The 19,117-nt window shown below is 40.7% G+C and carries 21 protein-coding genes; 11 read left to right on the forward strand and 10 right to left on the reverse strand.

The genetic code is table 11. The features are described 5' to 3' along the window. The first annotated feature begins 196 nt into the window (after window positions 1-196). Entirely contained in the window at window positions 197-1,813 is a 1,617-nt protein-coding gene (locus FTT98_RS01105) for a GMC family oxidoreductase (RefSeq protein ID WP_180040266.1), read from the forward strand. A gap of 104 nt (window positions 1,814-1,917) precedes the next feature. Here the strand turns inward: FTT98_RS01105 and trmB are convergent, their stop codons facing one another. From trmB to FTT98_RS01120, 3 genes are all read right to left on the reverse strand, one after another. Then, window positions 1,918-2,634 carry a tRNA (guanosine(46)-N7)-methyltransferase TrmB gene (trmB, locus tag FTT98_RS01110; RefSeq protein WP_078188891.1) on the reverse strand — a complete coding sequence of 239 codons (717 nt, stop codon included), beginning with the start codon at window positions 2,632-2,634 and terminating at the stop codon, window positions 1,918-1,920. A 175-nt stretch (window positions 2,635-2,809) separates the two neighbouring features. Further along, window positions 2,810-4,750, reverse strand: coding sequence for a sensor histidine kinase (locus FTT98_RS01115; RefSeq protein WP_257220677.1), 1,941 nt, complete (start codon window positions 4,748-4,750; stop codon window positions 2,810-2,812). Between the two features lie 289 nt (window positions 4,751-5,039). Next, complete coding sequence (locus FTT98_RS01120) at window positions 5,040-6,482, reverse strand: SulP family inorganic anion transporter (RefSeq protein WP_180041312.1); 1,443 nt, start codon at window positions 6,480-6,482, stop codon at window positions 5,040-5,042. 215 nt (window positions 6,483-6,697) lie between these two features. Here FTT98_RS01120 and FTT98_RS01125 point away from each other — a divergent pair, with 215 nt between their 5' ends. Beyond that, entirely contained in the window at window positions 6,698-7,309 is a 612-nt protein-coding gene (locus FTT98_RS01125; RefSeq protein WP_078188886.1) for a glutathione binding-like protein, read from the forward strand. A 67-nt stretch (window positions 7,310-7,376) separates the two neighbouring features. Here FTT98_RS01125 and FTT98_RS01130 read toward each other — a convergent pair whose 3' ends face one another. The 6 genes from FTT98_RS01130 to FTT98_RS01155 all read right to left on the reverse strand — a co-directional run bounded on the left by FTT98_RS01130 (window position 7,377) and on the right by FTT98_RS01155 (window position 10,928). Beyond that, window positions 7,377-7,949 (reverse strand): hypothetical protein, encoded by a 573-nt coding sequence (locus tag FTT98_RS01130; protein WP_180041314.1) that lies wholly within the window; start codon window positions 7,947-7,949, stop codon window positions 7,377-7,379. A gap of 181 nt (window positions 7,950-8,130) precedes the next feature. Continuing rightward, a complete protein-coding gene (locus tag FTT98_RS01135) occupies window positions 8,131-8,916 on the reverse strand; it encodes a thiazole synthase (protein ID WP_180041316.1) in 786 nt (261 codons plus the stop codon). A 12-nt stretch (window positions 8,917-8,928) separates the two neighbouring features. Then, window positions 8,929-9,126, reverse strand: a complete 198-nt coding sequence (gene thiS / locus FTT98_RS01140) for a sulfur carrier protein ThiS (RefSeq protein WP_111885686.1) — start codon at window positions 9,124-9,126, stop codon at window positions 8,929-8,931. 57 nt (window positions 9,127-9,183) lie between these two features. Then, entirely contained in the window at window positions 9,184-9,549 is a 366-nt protein-coding gene (locus FTT98_RS01145) for a DUF423 domain-containing protein (RefSeq protein ID WP_180010328.1), read from the reverse strand. Window positions 9,550-9,720: 171 nt separating this feature from the next. Next, window positions 9,721-10,590, reverse strand: a complete 870-nt coding sequence (gene rpoH, locus FTT98_RS01150; protein ID WP_078188879.1) for an RNA polymerase sigma factor RpoH — start codon at window positions 10,588-10,590, stop codon at window positions 9,721-9,723. A gap of 143 nt (window positions 10,591-10,733) precedes the next feature. Further along, entirely contained in the window at window positions 10,734-10,928 is a 195-nt protein-coding gene (locus FTT98_RS01155) for a sulfurtransferase TusA family protein (protein ID WP_078189214.1), read from the reverse strand. A 415-nt stretch (window positions 10,929-11,343) separates the two neighbouring features. On the opposite strand from FTT98_RS01155, the gene FTT98_RS01160 reads away from it, so the two are divergent. Beyond that, window positions 11,344-11,556 carry a cold-shock protein gene (locus FTT98_RS01160; protein WP_005014923.1) on the forward strand — a complete coding sequence of 71 codons (213 nt, stop codon included), beginning with the start codon at window positions 11,344-11,346 and terminating at the stop codon, window positions 11,554-11,556. Window positions 11,557-11,655: 99 nt separating this feature from the next. Then, window positions 11,656-12,807: an ATP-dependent RNA helicase RhlB gene (rhlB, locus tag FTT98_RS01165; protein ID WP_180003018.1), complete on the forward strand. Its 1,152-nt coding sequence runs from the start codon at window positions 11,656-11,658 to the stop codon at window positions 12,805-12,807. Between the two features lie 100 nt (window positions 12,808-12,907). Here the strand turns inward: rhlB and FTT98_RS01170 are convergent, their stop codons facing one another. Next, window positions 12,908-13,297 carry a hypothetical protein gene (locus FTT98_RS01170; RefSeq protein ID WP_078188876.1) on the reverse strand — a complete coding sequence of 130 codons (390 nt, stop codon included), beginning with the start codon at window positions 13,295-13,297 and terminating at the stop codon, window positions 12,908-12,910. A gap of 212 nt (window positions 13,298-13,509) precedes the next feature. On the opposite strand from FTT98_RS01170, the gene FTT98_RS01175 reads away from it, so the two are divergent. The 7 genes from FTT98_RS01175 (at window position 13,510) to FTT98_RS01205 (ending at window position 19,100) form a co-directional block, all read left to right on the forward strand. After that, window positions 13,510-14,100 (forward strand): nitroreductase family protein, encoded by a 591-nt coding sequence (locus FTT98_RS01175; protein ID WP_218954585.1) that lies wholly within the window; start codon window positions 13,510-13,512, stop codon window positions 14,098-14,100. Between the two features lie 60 nt (window positions 14,101-14,160). Further along, entirely contained in the window at window positions 14,161-15,234 is a 1,074-nt protein-coding gene (locus FTT98_RS01180; RefSeq protein WP_180041318.1) for an NAD(P)H-dependent glycerol-3-phosphate dehydrogenase, read from the forward strand. A 79-nt stretch (window positions 15,235-15,313) separates the two neighbouring features. Next, window positions 15,314-15,769 carry a histidine phosphatase family protein gene (locus FTT98_RS01185; RefSeq protein ID WP_078193626.1) on the forward strand — a complete coding sequence of 152 codons (456 nt, stop codon included), beginning with the start codon at window positions 15,314-15,316 and terminating at the stop codon, window positions 15,767-15,769. 27 nt (window positions 15,770-15,796) lie between these two features. Further along, a complete protein-coding gene (gspL, locus tag FTT98_RS01190) occupies window positions 15,797-16,936 on the forward strand; it encodes a type II secretion system protein GspL (protein WP_180041320.1) in 1,140 nt (379 codons plus the stop codon). Further along, the gene (gene gspM / locus FTT98_RS01195; RefSeq protein ID WP_180041322.1) at window positions 16,936-17,415 is read left to right on the forward strand and encodes a type II secretion system protein GspM; all 480 of its coding nucleotides are present in this window, start codon (window positions 16,936-16,938) and stop codon (window positions 17,413-17,415) included. Before gspL ends, gspM begins: the two co-directional genes overlap by 1 nt. A gap of 90 nt (window positions 17,416-17,505) precedes the next feature. Beyond that, window positions 17,506-18,507, forward strand: coding sequence for a quinone-dependent dihydroorotate dehydrogenase (locus FTT98_RS01200; protein ID WP_180041324.1), 1,002 nt, complete (start codon window positions 17,506-17,508; stop codon window positions 18,505-18,507). A gap of 5 nt (window positions 18,508-18,512) precedes the next feature. After that, entirely contained in the window at window positions 18,513-19,100 is a 588-nt protein-coding gene (locus tag FTT98_RS01205) for a CvpA family protein (RefSeq protein ID WP_078188866.1), read from the forward strand. The last annotated feature ends 17 nt before the right edge of the window (window positions 19,101-19,117 follow it).

A 19,117-nucleotide genomic window follows, 5' to 3' on the forward strand; every position in this document is an offset into this window, starting at 1 on the left:
GTTTGGGTGTTAAGTTCATCGATCATTTTGACCGACATAGTTGCTACCTTGCATGAGTGACGCTTGCCTCAAAATTTCGATCATCAGTTTCATCCTTCTTGCACGGTATCGCGCGTCATTTTTTAAAAAGAAACTTTTCAGTCAGCGTTAAATCACTTATTGTGCATTTATAAAAAGAATCAATTGGATGAAAATAATGTCAAAAATGGAATTTGATTATATTGTGATTGGTGGCGGAAGTGCGGGTTGCGTACTGGCTGCACGACTCAGTGAAGATCCGAATATATCTGTGTGCTTGCTAGAAGCAGGTGGACAAGGTGATCAGTGGACGGTCAATATTCCAGCTGCATGCGTGGTGAGCTTGCCGACCAAGATCAATAATTGGGCTTTTGAAACTGTGCCACAAGCTGGCTTGAATGGTCGTAAAAGCTATCAACCACGTGGAAAATGCCTAGGCGGTTCATCTAGTATTAATGCCATGATTTATATTCGTGGTCATAAAAATGATTATGATCAATGGGCGGTACAGGGCAATACTGGTTGGTCATACGACGAGGTCTTGCCATATTTTATTCGCTCAGAAAATAACAACCGAATACACAATGAATTCCACGGAAATGACGGCCCTCTATCCGTCACAGATGTACAAAGTGACAATATTTTCCATCAACGCTATACCGAAGCGGCTCGTGCACAAGGCCATAAAGTCCTTGATGATTTTAATGGTGCAGAACAAGAAGGCTTAGGGGTTTATCAAGTTACGCATATCAATGGAGAGCGTTGTAGTGTGGCGCGTGCGTACTTATTTCCACATTTAGATCGGCCAAATTTAACCGTATTGACCAAAGCAACAACGCATAAAATTACCATAGAGCATCAAGTTGCGACTGGTGTAGAAGTACAACATGCAGGGCAAATGAAACACCTAAAAGCCAGACGTGAAGTCTTGCTCAGTGCCGGAGCGATGCAGTCACCGCAGATTTTAATGTTGTCTGGAGTGGGAGATCAGGCCGAGCTACAAGCGCATGGCATTGAATTGAAGCACCATTTACCGGGTGTAGGAAAGAACTTCCACGATCATCCCGATTTCATTTTTGGTTATAAAGTCAAAGAATATCAAGGCACATTTGGGGTGTCCTTACCAGGCTCAATTGATATGTTTAAGCAGATCAGTCGCTATCGTAAGGAGCGACGGGGCATGATTGCTTCAAATTTTGCAGAATGTGGTGGTTTTCTAAAGTCTTCACCCGATTTAGCGATACCAAATTTGCAATTACACTTTGTCGTCGCGTTAGTAGATGATCATGCACGGAAATTTCACGCAAGCCATGGTTTGTCTTGTCATGTGTGTCTGCTCAATCCAAGAAGTCGCGGTACGATCAAATTGAGTGGTTCCAGTGTCAATGATCCATTATTGATTGATCCAAACTTTTTAGGGGATGAACAGGATTTAGAAGATTTGGTACAAGGCTTTAAGTTGACGCAGCAATTAATGATGTCGCCGTCTTTATCGAGTCATTATCAGCAAGATTTATTTACCTCACTGGTCAAAACCGATGATGACATACGTGCAATCTTACGTCAGCGTGTGGATACGGTTTATCACCCTGTCGGCAGTTGTAAGATGGGCGTAGATGAGATGTCTGTGGTTGACCCTGAATTGAAAGTCTACGGGATTCAAAACCTTCGTGTAGTCGATGCTTCTATTATGCCTTCTGTGGTGAATGGCAATACCAATGCCCCAACAGTGATGATTGCTGAAAAAGCCGTGGATATGATTCGTCAAAGTCAGCTCCAAGCGCAAGTAGCCTAGGTGTAAGCAGTTTTCCTGTGATTTGAAACAACACAGATAAATCTTAGATCAAAAACAGCAATAAAAAACCACCGCTAACGGTGGTTTTTTATTTCATTCAAAAATTAGTTTACTTTTTTGAAGATGAAGTCATTAATTTTATGGCCTGCTTCAATTCCGCGACGTTCAAATTTAGTTTGTGGACGCCAGTCTGGACGAGGGTAGCTATTGCCTTTACCTGCAAGGTTTTCAAGACGTGGACGTTCTTCAAGAACTTCGATCATCCATTCAGCATACGGTTCCCAGTCAGTTGCTGAGTGGAATGTGCCGCCGATTTCTAATTTTTCTTCAACCAATGGCATACGGTCATGAGATACAAAACGACGTTTGAAATGACGTTTCTTCTGCCATGGATCTGGGAAGTATAATTGCACAGTATTAATACTGTTATCTGGCATTTCACGTAGCACTTGGATGGCATCAGCATCCAGTACTCGAAGGTTAGTTAAACCTGCAAGACCTGCTTCATACACACATTGAGCGATACCCGGAACATGCACTTCAATGCCGACAAAGTTTCGCTCTGGGTTTGCTTTTGCCATTAGCACCAAAGAGCGACCCATACCAAAACCGATCTCTACAGTTAATGGGCGTTCAGGGTGTTCAAAATGCTGACGCAAATCACCAACAGGGTATTCCAAAATTAGATGACCATATTGTTCCAGCGCAGTACGTTGCGAAGTATTAAGTGGCGCAGAGCGGCGCATAAACGTCACGATTTCACGGTGTTCGTTTAGATTATCCAGATCTACAGCGTGCTGGTCTAATTGATCGTTCGACATAACTTTGGCAAATGTAAAAAATTCGAATGCGGTATTTTAAGTCCTGAGATGCACAAGTCAAATTTTTTACCGTGAATATATCCGCTTTTTGCTCAATCTCACCGACGGAAGCCGTGCCGAGGATTTGCAATGTACAGTGAATTACTCAGCTCAAAAGCGATGAAATAACATTAAGCTAGGCGATTTTATCGTCAAGATCTTCACTATCTGTATCATCATGTTTAAACGGTAAAATGGCCTCAAGAACGGTACAACCCGGCTGTGACTGTATTTTAAATTCACCACCGATACGATGTATTCGTGTTTGCATACTATGGAGGCCAACATGTAGCCCTTGTTCAACTTCGTTAGGGTTGAAGCCTATACCATTATCTTCAATACGTAATATCAGTTGAGTCTCTGTTTCGCACAAACTGACTTGAACTTTGCTAGCCTGACTATGCTTTAGAATATTGGTCAGGGTTTCTTCTGCGACACGAGTCAAATTGAGACATTGAGTTGCAGTGGGTGAGTGAATCCATTCGGCAGCAAATTTCCAGCTTGAGCTCATGTCTAATTCTTCAAAGAGCTGTACAAAGCGATGGCGAATCGGCGCCGCCCATTCGATCGGGGTGTCTGGAACTTTCGTCCCTATACTTGAACCCGAATCGATAACTTGTCTTAAATCATTTCGGAACAATTTAAGCATCGACATGATTTGTGGTTTTTCAATTTTATCATTTTGTTCTAACAGTAAAATTGAACGGACAATTGATCCGCCTAAACCATCATGTAAGTCATGAGATAAATGAATTCGTTCTTGAAGTCGTGCATTTTCAAGCGCGAGTTGATGTTGTTGACCGAGTGAAGTAGCGAGTTTCAGTTCAGCTCGTTGAACATTTTCAGTTAAGGTCTTATTAAAACGCTCAATTTGACGCGTGTGTCGAGCTAAACGTAGAGCCAGTACGCCGCCCAAGATGAGGGTTGTCACTGGCCCGGTATAGGGCGAGAGCGCATGACCTTCCATGGTCATCATAAAGTGAGCATCATGTACCGCAATCGGTAAATAAATCAGATACAGCGTTGCAAGCAAATAGGTTTCAGCCATTTTGGCTTTATAGGCTAAATAGGGGTAGCTAATACATTTGGCCACAAAGACAAAAACAAAGAAGCTAAAACAAATTTGGATGACGGTCTTTAAATAAGCCTCTGGCGCAAAACCTATACAGAGAGCGGCGATGGTGGCAAGACTTAATAATAGTTTCTGAATTTTTGGAAATGGGTGGTTTGCAAAATACCATGCACCAATACAGCCAAAAACCGTATAAAAGCAGAAAATGATATTTTGCATACGGTCGATCTGTACGGTGGTTAGAAATGCAATTGGCCCATTAAAAATAATACACAGGCTATAAAACACCCAACACATACCAGTGATGGTTAACCATAAGTAAGCTCTTTCATTACGATTGGCGAGCCATGCTAAAAAAAAGAACACAGCCACGACGAAATTAATCATCGTATTGAGTTCGACTAATTGTCGTTGTTCGAGTAACCAAATTTTAAAGGTGTCATAGACTTGCGGGTATTCCCCAATTTGAACTGAACTGAGTCCTGATTTTTGGGTCACCGAACCATATACTTGCACCCAAATGGTATTAACACCTTGCTTTAAACTCGAGCTAGGCAAGTTCAATAGTCTAGGTTGATGTTGGCTTCGCGAAAAATGTTCTGCTGAAATGTAATCTTGCCAAAGTAGGGCATCGTTGATGTACACCCGTCCACTTTGGGTGATGCCTTGTATGGCGATAGCAATGGGCTGATTTAACTGATGGAGGTCACAGTTCAACTTAAATTGGATTTTGTACCAAGCGATACCATGATAATCCGGCCAACGTTTATTCCAAGTGTCTGGAAGCTTTTGCAGATTTTGCCAACCTGTACGTGGGCGCTCTTGCTCGACAGCGCTTTTAGCTGTGGCAATATGGGTAATTTCAACAGGACAATGACTGCTTGAGATCTGAGGGGTGGCATTGGCAAAAGTGGGTATAGCAATACAACATAGCAGGCAAAATAGACTCGCTAAGACCAGCAGCCGATTTGCTTGAATGCAGTGTCGTGACCAAAACCATACCATCAAAATTCCCCCAATTTTGTGTATCCACAATTTAAAAAAATAAATAGAAAGTCACATCAAATCTTTGTTTTATTTTTGATAGTTATAATTTTATGAGATGAATTATACAGTTAAATCGAATGAATGGTGAATTTTTCGCTTTTTTATAGGCTTAGTATTTTATGTAATGTCATTACAAATGAGACTTTGATTATTGAAACCCTTTGCTATATATATCCTGCTTAGGGTCCCAATAGGTCGCGCTTTATTGAAAATTGATTTGATTCAAAGTGAATATTTCAAAAATCCATTAGTCACTGACACGGTCAAGTAAAGTGCTACTTGCTTCATTTAAGCCAAAAACCTCTACTTGAATCTGTTTTGACTCAAATTTTTGCACGACATTTTTTAAAATATTGACGGAAGTAATATCCCAAATATGTGCATGACTCAGATCAATTCGCACATGACTAACCCTCTCCTGAAAATCAAAAAATTGATAAAAACTCTCAGAGCTACTAAAGAAAATTTGTCCATAGACTGTGTAGCTACGAATATTGTCTTTAAGTTCTGATGTGACTTTTACCGAACTTTCCAGTTGATTGATAATAAACAACGCAGAGAGGAGCACACCAACCAATACGCCAAGCGCCAAATTATGTGTTGCAAGCACCACGATCACCACAGTAATCATCACGACATTAAAAGACATTGGATGCTTTGAAAATTGCTTGACTGAATTCCATTGGAACGTAGTGAATGACACCATGACCATAATCGCGACTAAGGCCGCCATTGGGACATAGGCCAACCAGTCTTTTAGGAACACCACTAAGCACAACAAAAATACACCTGCAACCAAAGTGGAGAGACGAGTTCGCGCGCCAGAGCTAACATTAATAATCGACTGACCAATCATGGCGCAACCTGCCATGCCGCCCATAAAGCCACTGACAATATTGGCAATCCCTTGACCACGACATTCCTGATGACGATCTCCTTCGGTTCCAGTGACTTCATTGATCACTGTCGTGGTCATCATGGTTTCTAATAGGCCAACTGTTGCTAGGGTGATGGAATAAGGGAAAATAATCGTGAAGGTTTCAAGATTGAAAGGAATTTCAGGAATCAAGAAAATAGGTAGAGTCTCTGGAAACTTACCCAAATCACTCACAGTACGCAGGTCTGCACCTAGAAATAATGCCAAGCCACTGAGGACAATAATGCAAATCAGCGGTGATGGAATAGCTTTGCCAATTTTAGGTAGATATGGAAACAGATAAATAATCGCAAGCCCTAAAAGCATAAACACATAGCCCCAACTATCCATCTTTGACATTTCAGGTAGCTGTGCGACAAAAATTAAAATCGCGAGTGCATTTAAAAAACCATACACCACTGACTGCGAGACGAAGCGCATAAGTTTTGCGACTTTAAAATAGCCAGCAATGATCTGAATCACACCAGTCAAAACCGTGGCAGCCAAAAGGTATTGCAAACCATGATCTTTGACCAAAGTGATCATAAGTAAGGCCATCGCACCCGTAGCAGCTGAAATCATTGCTGTACGACCACCAAAAAAGGCAATGGTGACGGCGATACAAAACGAAGCGTACAAACCAACCTGAGGGTCAACCCCAGCAATGGCTGAAAAGGCGATCGATTCTGGAATTAGCGCCAGTCCAACTACTAAGCCAGCGAGCACATCGGTACGAATATTGGAAAACCATTGTTCTTTTTTAAGTTGTAACACGGTAACTTTTCATCAAATCTTAAACGCGGCTATGTTAAAACAACTGAGTATAAAAATGCATAACAGATTGACTTGAAATCTTCTTGATAATGGACAATAGTCAATGAGTATATGTGTTTCAGCATTTACGCTTTTTTGCAATTTACAGGTTTGATCACTTGAAAGTTTGACAGAAGAGATTTAAAACATTGAATAGTACATAACAAGGATCAGATATGAAGCTTTATTATTCTCCAGGTGCATGTTCATTAGCATCACATATAATTTTAAATGAAATTAATGTCGATTTTGATTTGGTCCGTGTTGACCTAAAAAACCATAAAACAGAAAAAGGGGTGGATTATTACGAGATCAACCCAAAAGGTTATGTACCTGCATTAGAAATTAACCCAGGTTTGATCCTGACCGAGAACGTGGCCATTTTACCGTTCCTTGCACAGCATGATCCAAAACAAGATTTAATTCCGCCATCAGGTTTAGGTCGTGCCAAAGTTTTAGAATGGCTTGGCTATTTGAACTCAGAATTACATGATGCTTATGCCGTATTCTTTGGTGCTCCACTAGATGCAGACGCTAAAGAAAAAGCTTATGCAGAAATTGATCGTTTATTGACATACATCGATAAAGCGATTGGTGAATCAGATAACGACTATTTGGTCGATGATAACTTTGGCCCAGCAGATGCTTATCTCTTTGTACTGACAAATTGGTCAAATGGCATCGGACATGATTTAACGCCATATAAAAATATCATTGCATTGCGTAACAAAGTTGCAGAGCGTCAATCAGTTCAAATTGCGATGCGTGATGAAGGATTAATTCCTTAAGTTGTGTATTCAAATTGAATTAAAAAAAACCGCCGAAATTGGCGGTTTTTTATTGCTCAGGTTTAGCTTAATACTCGAACTGTGTATAGAAATCATCAAAGTTAATATTTTTAAGCGTCAGTTGCTGTGGTGCTTTGAAGGTTGACCATTTGGTCTGAGTTTTGGCATCTTCAAACATATTGCCGCCTACAATTTCCTTACGTTTTAAGGTCGAAAAATTATAGCTTTTCGATGTTTCTTCACCAGAAGCTCGGTGAAAGCTATTGTAGTCAAAACCAATCAGGTCAAAGCGTTGATTTTGCCAACGGAAGGTATAACTATGTCGGGGCCATTCCCAGCCACCACAAGCCATAAAATAACTAAAATGAACGAGTAAATTGCCTTTACTGATTTGGATGTCTTCTGCTTCAGCAAGTGGATCAAGTAAGCATGAATTGGGCTGCTGAGCGACTGGGATACTGTTGTTTTCAACGATACGTTGATATCCCTTTGCGGTTTTAAAAAATACGATGAGTTGTCGTGGATGGTTATGAACGACTTTGCCATCGTCATCATAGGTCACCACATCGACTTTTTGTTTTTCCACGATCATCGCAATATCTGGCATTTGATCTTTGTTTAGGTCGCCAGTCGTAGCCATCAAAATCTCCCAACCTTGAGGCGCGAGTGATTTGGCTGTGCTGGGCACTTGGGCAGACAGCCAACTAGATGCGACACAAAGACTCAAAGTACAAAATATATGGGATATTTTCATTGTTATCAGGTTTTCAAAATCAAAAAAAGGACTCAATAGAGTCCTCTTTTATACCGTGAATGAGTTCTTATTTAAAGAAGTATCCAGTTTCAGGTGAACTGGCATTTGCCATGCGTTTACGCGGCATACGTCCTGCTAGGAATGCTTCACGACCTGCTTCAACTGCTTTTTTCATCGCTGAAGCCATCAGAACAGGGTTTTGTGCAGCTGCAATTGCTGTATTCATTAATACGCCATCACAGCCCAATTCCATCGCTATCGCTGCATCACTTGCTGTACCTACACCCGCATCGACCAAGACAGGCACTTTGGCATTGTCTTTAATGATCGAAATAGTATGTGGGTTGAGAATGCCTAAACCTGAGCCAATGAGACTACCTAAAGGCATAATCGCTACACAGCCCATGCTTTCCAGTTCTTGTGCCACAATCGGGTCATCTGAGGTATAAACCATGATTTCAAAGCCATCGTCAATCAATGTACGTGCAGCTTTTAAAGTCTCGGTAATATTTGGATATAAGGTTTTCTCATCGCCTAAAACCTCAAGTTTAACCAAATTGTGACCATCTAATAGTTCACGCGCCAACATGCAAGTACGGACCGCACTGTTCGCATCGAAACAACCTGCTGTATTTGGCAAAATCGTATATTTTTCAGGTGGAATTACAGAAAGCAAGTTCGGCTGGTCTGGATGCTGACCAATATTCACACGGCGAATGGCAACGGTCACAATTTCAGCACCACTGGCTTGAATGGCCTGGTCAGTTTCCGTTAAGTCCTTGTACTTACCTGTACCAACTAAAAGTCGTGAATTAAATGTACGTGAACCAATGATTAGGGGTGTATCTTCCATGGGAGCTCCATTTTAGCCGCCACCTACGGCATGAATAATTTCAATATGATCTTGCTCTGCAATTGGGGTTTGTTCCAATTTACTTTTCGAGATGATCATTTCATTTTTTTCAACAGCGAAGCGTTTGCCTTCCAGTTGTAATTGTTGAACCAATTGCAAGAGGTTGACACATTCGGTTTGTGTAGCTTCGCCGTTTAAATAGATTTGCATTTGTGGATTCCGTTCTTGCTGCCTTACCTATTGAATAAGGCCAAAATCTGTTGTTAATTATTTTGCGTATTTAAATGCATTCCAGGCCAATATGAGCCATCCAGCAATCATCAACGCTCCACCAATTGGGGTAATGGCACCGAGACCGCGTGGTAAGCCTAGAGCCATCACATATAAAGAACCACAGAAGAAGAAAATACCAACTTGTATAAGGAGGAAACTAGCTTTTATTGGAAGTTGGGGAATGACTTTAGATAAGATCGCGAGGGCAAGTAAGCCCAGTGCATGATAAAAGAAATAGTCCGTTGCAGTTTGCCACCAAGCCAATTGGGCTTCAGTCGCGCGCGCTTTTAATCCGTGTGCACCAAAGGCACCAAGCATCACAGCAAAAGCTAAGTTAAGTGCGGAAATGGCAATCCACATGTGCATTCACCTTAACAAAATTTGCGCATAACCATAGCATATTTAGTACCTTGGGTTAAAGCAAAAATGCCCAAAGTTTTTGTGTTGCAGTTTGTCATTCGACAATATTCAGGCATAAAAAAAAGAGCATCGAAATGCTCTTTTTTAGTATGACTGGGAAAAGTCTTCAACTTAGTTTGAAGACATTGCGACTTTAATTTTTTCCATCGCATTTTTTTCCAACTGACGAATACGTTCAGCAGATACATTATATTCCGCCGCTAATTCATGCAGTGTCGACTTTTCGTCATCTAACCAGCGACGTTGTAAGATGTTACGTGAACGATCATCCAGCTGATCCATGGCTTCATGTAAAGCTGAAGTACTTTGTTCTTCGTAGTCTTCATCTTCCGCTAAACGCGCAGGGTCGTAACGGTTATCTTCGAGATAAAGGGCAGGAGCAACATGAGTCGAACCTTCATCGTCATCATCACCTTGAGCTTCAAACGCAGCATCATAAGCGGTTAAACGGCCTTCCATTTCCAAGACTTGTTCGGGTGTCACATTTAAGTCATTGGCAATTGACTGTGCTTCAGCCAAAGTTAATTTTTTAGACGACTTTTTTAAGCTACGTAAATTAAAGAATAATTTACGCTGTGCTTTAGTGGTCGCAATTTTGACAATACGCCAGTTACGAATCACATATTCATGAATTTCTGCTTTAATCCAATGCACAGCAAAAGATACGAGACGTACGCCCATATTTGGGTCAAAACGTTTTACCGCTTTCATTAAGCCCAAGTTACCTTCTTGAATCAGGTCACCTTGTGGCAAGCCGTAGCCTGCATAGCTACGTGCGATATGCACAACAAAACGAAGATGCGACATCACCAGCATTTTAGCTGCGTCTAAATCTTGGTCATAATAATAACGTTCGGCCAGCTCTTTTTCTTGTTCGGCCGATAAAATTGGAATCTGATTAACAGTACTAATATAAGCACCAAGATTCACCCCAGGTGCCGATAATGACAGGGGCATCAATTGATTGCTGCTGTCACTCATGTTTTCTCCTTGAGAACTAAAAATGGGTAAGCCCAATAACTAAGATTCATCTTAATCCAATATTTCCGTAAATTATGGAAAATTGGGTATAGAAATGTAAACTTTTATTCAATTATGAAGCAATTTAGTTTAACTGAATCTTTTTAAGATTCAATTAAGTAATGAAACTCAGAATCGGAAATTTTGCGCATTTCACAGTTTAACTGATGTATTTGACAGTATCGTGATACATCTTGTTGGCTGTGCGGATCGGATGACTTTAACAATAAAGATTGGTCTGGACTTTTCTTTAAAGCTTTTTTGAGCATCAATAGTGGCATCGGGCAGGGTTTACCCATTGCATCTACAGTTAAAAGCGAATTTTGGCTGTCACTCACGAAGCAGATCCAACATGTTTACATTTCAATGGAAATATTAGCAAATACAGTGCCAAATCCCAACCTAAAATAGGTAAAAATCCTTTGTAATTTATAACTCAAACGATGTGAAAAAATAAGAATATTCAAAAGGAAAATAGATCAAAAAAATCTATTAATTGCGGTAAACCCGTGTTAAGCTCGTTGCGTTGTTAAGATTTTTGTTGGCTGTGAAGCCTCTTAACTCTTGATATATTTGGATGTAACCGGGATTTTGTTGATAGTTTTACAGAATGATTACAAGCTTAGAAATAAAAATATTTTTTTTAACCTTGTTTGGTCTGCTGTTTGCAACACCGGGTGGTCCTTCTTTTTTAAATACGATAAGGATTAACTTATGACAGCTCGTGAACAAGGCGTTGTTAAATGGTTCAACGACACTAAAGGCTTTGGCTTTATTCAACGTAACGGCGGCGACGACGTATTCGTTCATTTCCGCGCAATTATGGGCGAAGGCCACCGTTCACTTCGTGACGGCCAACGCGTAGAATTCAGCGTTGTTAAAGGTCAAAAAGGCTTCCAAGCTGAAGAAGTACAACCTTTAGACTAATCGTCTGAATGTACTCAAAAACGCTCCAATGTAAATTGGGGCGTTTTTTGTTTATAATGCTTCAGCAATTTTGTGATTATTCAATTAGGGCACATCTATATGTCATCAGGTTTTGAAACCTTAAATTTACATCCGAACCTTAAAAAAGCCATTGATGCTTTGGGTTTTAAGGATATGACGCCTATTCAGCAAAAGGTTTTAAAATTTACATTGGCTGGACATGACGCTATTGGTCGTGCTCAAACTGGTACTGGGAAGACTGCGGCTTTCTTGGTCAGTGTGATCAATGACTTGTTGAATAATCCAATTAAGGAACAGCGTTATCGTGGTGAACCGCGTGCATTGATTCTTGCACCAACCCGTGAGCTTGCATTGCAAATTGAAAGTGATGCTAAAGAATTAGTGAAATACACTGATCTCAATGTCATGACTTTGCTCGGTGGGGTAGATTTTGATAAGCAAAAAAATCTATTAAATCGTAATTTTGTCGACATTATGGTTGCAACCCCAGGTCGCTTAATTGACTTTGTGGAACAAAAAGAAGTTTGGCTCGATCAAATTGAATTTTTAGTGATTGATGAAGCTGACCGTCTTTTAGATATGGGCTTTATTCCTTCAGTTAAACGTATTGTGCGTTTCTCACCACGTAAAGAACAACGCCAAACACTAATGTTCTCTGCGACGTTTAGTTATGACGTGCTCAATCTTGCACAGCAGTGGTTGTTTGAGCCCGTTACAGTTGAAATTGAGCCTGAAAAGAAAACCAATGCAGACGTTGAGCAACGTGTCTACATGGTGGCGAAGTCTGATAAATATAAATTATTGGAAGACATCTTACGAGATGAACCAATTGAAAAGGTCATGATCTTTGCCAACCGTCGTGATCAAGTGCGTAAACTTTATGATCATCTCAAAAAAGACGGTTATAAAGTGGTGATGTTGTCAGGTGAAATCGCTCAAGATAAGCGTTTGAAAATGCTTGATCAGTTTAAAAATGGTCAACATAACATCATGATTGCAACAGACGTTGCAGGTCGTGGTATCCATGTCGATGGCGTTTCTCATGTCGTGAACTTTACACTTCCTGAACAGTCTGATGATTATGTACACCGTATCGGTCGTACAGGTCGTGCAGGAACACGTGGTGTCAGTATTAGTTTCTTGTCTGAAGATGATGCTTTTTCACTACCTGAAATTGAAAAAGCTATTGGTCAAAAATTACCTTTAACCCGTTTAGACGGTTATTGCTAATTTTTGCTTCTAAAAAAGCCTGCAGATTTGCAGGCTTTTTTATTTCATGTTGACTATTTCATTTTGAGTTAATGACAAAACTAAATCACAAACTAACGTTTTAGTTTGCACGGCAACTAAAGGTTAGTACAGTTTGGTAATCATCATCTTTGCTGATGCTGCCGCTATTTCCTGTAATGGTGCCAAGTACGCCAGCCGCCGCCTGAATCATTTGACCTGTCTTTTCATCGACCACGCCTTTTAATACACCGTTGTATTCTTGCTTTTCATCTACCACGACAGGGGTCGCATTTTTACCACAGGTACTATTTGCAGCTGCAATTGCATTATTTTTTGCCGCTAAACTGGTTTTACCTACGGCGGTCACTTCATATTGATTATTTGGTTTTTGAATCGCTAAAGATTTTGTTGGCGTAGATGTACATGCAGCTAAAAGCACAGTTGCGCTTAGCGTGCTAACAATGGCAACAGTTTTGTTGAATTTTTTCATGCGGTGCCCCGAGTTAGAAATAATTTGATTTATTTGAACATAAAATTTCTTATAGAACAGGGAACTGCTGTACAAGTTATGCGGTTTTTTTATAGTAAATCTGTGAATAAAGCTGACTTAACAAATAAGCACCGAGTCTGACGTAAACATTCTAGAGTAAGTTATTGAGAATATGCTAATCTTGAGCAAACGTTTTAAAGTACAGTGTATAGATGTCAATTCTAAAATCAGCAGTTGATACAGTTCATCAAAATATTCATCAGCGTCAGTCGATTGGTCATTTAATTGAACCTGCGCCGAATGCTGAGCAATTGGAAAATGCGTTTCAAGCCGCTTTAACGGCGCCAGATCATCATCGTCTTAAGCCTACGCGTTTCGTGATTATTCCTGAAACTGAACGTGAAGCATTTGGTGAATTACTTTCACATGCCTTAGCTGATACTGGACAAACAGAAGAAGCGCAGTTGGAACGTGTGAAACACCATCCATTTCGTGCGCCACTATTGGTTTTGGCTTTAACTCAATTACAAGATCATCCCAAAGTTCCGCATTTCGAACAAATTTTAAGTTCAGGCGCAGCAGTACAAAACTTTTTGCTCTCTCTACAAGCACAGGGCTTTTCAACCATGTGGCGTAGTGGGGCGGTGGTTGAATCTAAATTGTTTAAACAAGCCTTAGGCTTAACGGAAAATGATTTGATTTCAGGCATTATTTATATCGGTACAGCAGTGAAAGCAATTCCACCGCGTGCTGAAATACAGTCTGCTGACTTTGTAAGCCATTGGCATAAAACAAACCAATAAAAGTGAAAAATAGTTCGATTGAACAAGATCGATCAGTAAAGAAATTAGGATAAAAGAACAATGTCAGAACTTGATTTTGCAAGTCTTGTTAGCCCTGTGTCAGTTGACCAAAAAACTGCACTGCGTGTTACGGTATTGGGTGGCGGGAGTTTTGGTACTGCGATGGCCAATACCGCAGTACGTAATGGCTGTGACACCATGATATGGATTCGTGATGAGGCGGCGGCTGCGGATATCAATGCAACACATATCAATAAACGTTACTTGCCAGATTTTCAATTAGAAGCTGGGTTGCTCGCTGTTTCAGATTTAGAAAAAGCAGTATGTAATCGTGACATTATTTTAGTGGCCATTCCGAGCCATTCTTTCCGTAGTGTTTTACAGCAGATCAAGCCTTTTATCACGTCACAAGCAGTGGTGTCTTTAACCAAAGGTATTGAAGCCAATACCTTTAGCTTTATGAGCGATATTATTCGTGAAGAACTTCCTGAAGTCCCTTATGGTGTGCTTTCAGGGCCAAACTTGGCGAAGGAAATTGTTGCAGGACAACCAGCAGGAACAGTGATCGCAAGCCAATCTGAGCTGGTTCGTTATGCAGTTCAACAAGCGCTACACAGTGCGTTGTTCCGTGTATTTGCCAGTGATGATGTGCATGGCGTGGAATTGGGCGGTGCTCTGAAAAATATCTATGCAGTCGCGATGGGTCTAGCTGCGGCTTATGGTGTCGGTGAAAATACCAAGAGTATGATTTTGACACGTGCTTTGGCAGAAATGAGCCGTTTTGCAGTGAAATTAGGCGCAAACCCATTAACATTCCTAGGTTTATCTGGTGTCGGTGACTTATTTGCAACTTGTAGTAGTCCACTCAGCCGCAATTACCAAGTCGGCTTTGCACTCGGTAGTGGTAAAAGCTTAGAACAAGCTACCAAAGAACTCGGACAAACTGCGGAAGGGATTAATACGATTGTGCAAGTACGCGCACGCTCTGAAGAGCTCGGTGTGTATATGCCAATTACCAGTGCCTTGTACGAAGTGATTTTTGAAGGTGCGCCGGCACTGAATATTGCATTGTCACTGATGAAAAATGGCCATCGCAGTGATGTTGAATTTGTCTTGCCACATCAGCAAGTTTAAGTTTGCTGATTAATATGCAATACACATAGCTTTGTCATACTGGCTGTATATAATGTGCGGAATAGAATAAGGAAATTTTATGCAACTGACATTGGTTAGGCATGGCGAAGCTGCTCCGCCAGTAATGGGGAATGATGAAAAGCGTCCTTTAACAGCGCGCGGACAAACTCAAGCGGCAGAAACTGCAGCATATTTGAAAGATATAATTCAACCAGACGTTTTTGTGGTGAGTCCGCTACTGCGTGCGCAGCAAACACTTTCATCTTTGCAAAAACATTTTCCACATGTGCCTGTGGTTATTTGTAATGCCATCAAACCGGAAGATGATGCCAAAGTTGCAGTGGAATGGTTGTCACATTTACCGTATGAGTCTATTGTGGTGGTGTGCCATATGAACGTTGTGGCACATATGGCCAGTGTTTTGGTCTCAGAATATTTTAATCCCTATGCTTTGGCAGAAGCGCGCATTTATGAACAAGCGGTCATTGCTCCAGGGTTATCAACACAAATTAAAACGTTTATACCATCAACATAAAAACCAATTAAAACGGCAGAAAAATTAATGTTGTATTTATGGATGCCCGAAGCCAATGGGGTTTGGCAATGGTCAGAAGGGGATTTCTGGAAGCAGTCATCGACACTTGAACAGTTGATTCAGGAAATTCAGCCACATGCGGGAAAGGAAGCGGTTGTTTTCTTTCCGAGTCGTGATGTACAAATCATTCAGCAAAATTTTCCAAAAAACCAATATAAAAAACTTGGCCCAGACGGCGTAAAATATTTACTTGAGGAATATGTCATTTTGCCTTTGGATGCAATGAAAGTATTGCATCATTTTCAAAGTCCAGATGAATTAACGGTCATGGGGATTGCACATAGTGCAGTCGAAACGATGCAGCATGCTTTGACGCTAATTCCTGTAAAAGTCATTTCGTTATTACCTGACTTTTTGGTCTTACCAAGTCCAGAATCAGGGCAACATGTTTTGGCAAATGTCAGCGGTCATTTATTGGTCCGAAATGGTGAATATGTCGGGCAATCCGTTGATGATTTGGCTTTGTACTTAGATTATCAAATTGGTCAGCCGAACTATAAGATTTCAAATCTAAGTTCAGATCAGACGCATAGTCTTGAAGCCGCTGTAACGCATGATCACATTGAATCTTTTCATTATGAATTACCCAATATAAAAAAACCGAAACAACACCCACTCAATGTTTTGCCGAAAGCCAAAGCCAATACGGGTGTGAGTGGCTATTGGAAAGCATGTGCAGCTGTTTTGGTTGCGGCTCTAATTACTCAGTTTAGTTATGATGCAGTTCGCTGGTATCAATACAAAAAAGTGGCCAATATCACTGCGGCACAAGCGATTGATCAGTTTAAATATTGGTTTGGTCAAAGCTATCCTGTCACTGAACAAACGCTGAAAAGCCAGTTCGAATCACAATTGCGTCAGAGTCAAACGGGCAATGCACAGGCTTTGTCTTTACTGAGCCGTGTTGGTCCTGTTCTAATGCAAAACCAAATTTCTGCAAATCGTGTGAGCTATGAAGCCTCGATGCTGAATATGGAGTTAAAAGCTAATTCGGCAGAAGTACTACAAACCCTAACTGATCAATTAAAACAACAAGGTTTTAAAGTCGAATTAGGGAATATTCAACCAAGTGCCAACGGCGCGATTGGATTGGTGAAAATACAATAATGATAAAAATGGAAAACCTACAGCAACGTATAGATGGGCAAATTGAGCGCATCACTGATTATTTAGACCAACTTTCTACTCGTGAACGAGTCATGGTGATCTTTACCACAATTTTTGTTGTAGTGGCAGCGATTGGTTCGGCACTGTTTTATATGAACAAAGCTGCAAATTTTCAACAAAAGCGCGTGAATGAACTCAAAGATACTGTTGTTTGGATGCAAAGTAATGCCGTCACGATGAAACCAGCAGGTGATACACAACTGAGCGCGTTGGAAAAAGTTCAGCGTGTATCGCAACAACAGGGCTTGTCAGTAGCATCTCAACAAGTCGGCGAGCAAATACAGATTGCTGTGATGCATGAAAATTATGCAATTCTGGCCAATTTTTTGACGCAATTGGTTCAAATGGGTTTAAGTATTGAAAAGATGGAATTAAGTTCTGAAGCGGGACAGATCAAATTAACAGCGAGTGTACAATAATCGGTAAAAATAAAGATCTGCTAAGCATGGTGTTTTATTTGTGCTGTGCCTATAATATGCCGACTTAAAAAGCAGTAGACTTTTATAGATATGTTGTATTCTCTAGCCCGCCCTTTGTTGTTTACTTTAGCACCAGAGCGTGCACATGAGCTGACATTATCGCTGTTGAAATCTTCTCACAAGATGGGAATGATGCGTCAAAACGTGGCGTCTAAACCAGTGACATGTATGGGAATCGAATTTCCTAATCCTGTTGGTTTAGCAGCCGGTCTTGATAAAAACGGTGCTTATATCGATGCGCTGGCGAGCCAGGGCTTCGGCTTTATTGAAATTGGTACAATTACACCCCTTCCACAATCAGGTAACCCTGAACCTCGTTTATTTCGTTTACCGAAAGCAAAAGCCATTATTAACCGTATGGGTTTTAACAACGATGGCGTGGATCAGCTGATCGAAAATGTAAAAGCTGCAAAATTTAAGGGTGTACTTGGGATCAATATCGGTAAAAATGCAGTTACACCTGTTGAAAAAGCAGTTGACGATTATCTGATTTGTCTAGAAAAAGTTTATAACTACGCTTCTTATATTACGGTTAATATTTCATCTCCTAACACAAAAAATCTTCGCAGCTTACAAAGCGGTGATGCTTTGACTGAACTGTTAGAGACGCTCAAGAAAAGTCAACTCGAGTTGGCGGATGAAAATCAACATTATGTACCCTTAGTACTTAAAGTTGCACCAGATCTAGAACCTGAAGACATTAATTTTATTGCACAACAATTGTTAAAATTTAAAATTGATGGTCTGATTGTTACCAATACGACTTTGTCACGTGAAGGTGTTGAAGGCCTTCCATTTGGTGATGAAGCTGGTGGTCTATCAGGTGCGCCAGTCTTTGAAAAAAGTACGGCATGTTTGGCGGCTTTTGCTAAAGTATTAAACGGTCAAATTCCATTGATCGGTGTGGGTGGTATTTTGTCGGGCGTAGATGCTGTTGCGAAACAAAAAGCAGGAGCAAGCCTTGTACAAGTGTATAGTGGCCTCATATATACAGGTCCGACACTTGTAAAAGACTGCGTAGACGCATTGTAAATATCATGAATACCATTGATATCTTTATACTGATTATTTTGCTCATTGGAGGGCTTAACGGTTTGCGTCAAGGATTTGTAAAAGCCTTTGCGAACTTCATTGGATGGATTCTTGCACTTGTCATTGCGGCAAAGTATGCAACCGTCCTTGCACCTTCGATGACATCTTTAAGTACAGATCCAGTGGTACAGAAGATTGCCGCGTTCGCATTTATTGTATTGTTGATTGTAGTCATGACTTGGGTCGCGACATGGTTATTGAACAGTATTTTGAAAACATTAAAGCTTGGTCCGTTAAATCGACTGGCAGGTGGTGTTTTCGGAAGCTTAAAAGGATTGTTGGTGGTGCTGATCACTATGCAGGGGCTAGGTCCTTGGGTAGAAAGTTCACCACATTGGAAACAATCTAAAATGGTTCAGTCATTATTGCCATATGCGCCTTGGGCAACCGAATTGTCCAAAGATGCTGCAAATCAAGCACTTCATCATATTCAGTCTGAAGATGCTCAGAAATCTTCAGACCTACCATCTGAGTCGCAGAACAAGCACGGACGTTCTGGATCAGGTGAGTCAACAAATAATCCTTTTTATTAACCCTAGCTTGTCTGCGA

The sequence above is a fragment of the Acinetobacter sp. YH12039 genome (assembly GCF_013420015.1).
In the GTDB taxonomy this organism is placed as follows: Bacteria; Pseudomonadota; Gammaproteobacteria; order Pseudomonadales; family Moraxellaceae; genus Acinetobacter; species Acinetobacter amyesii.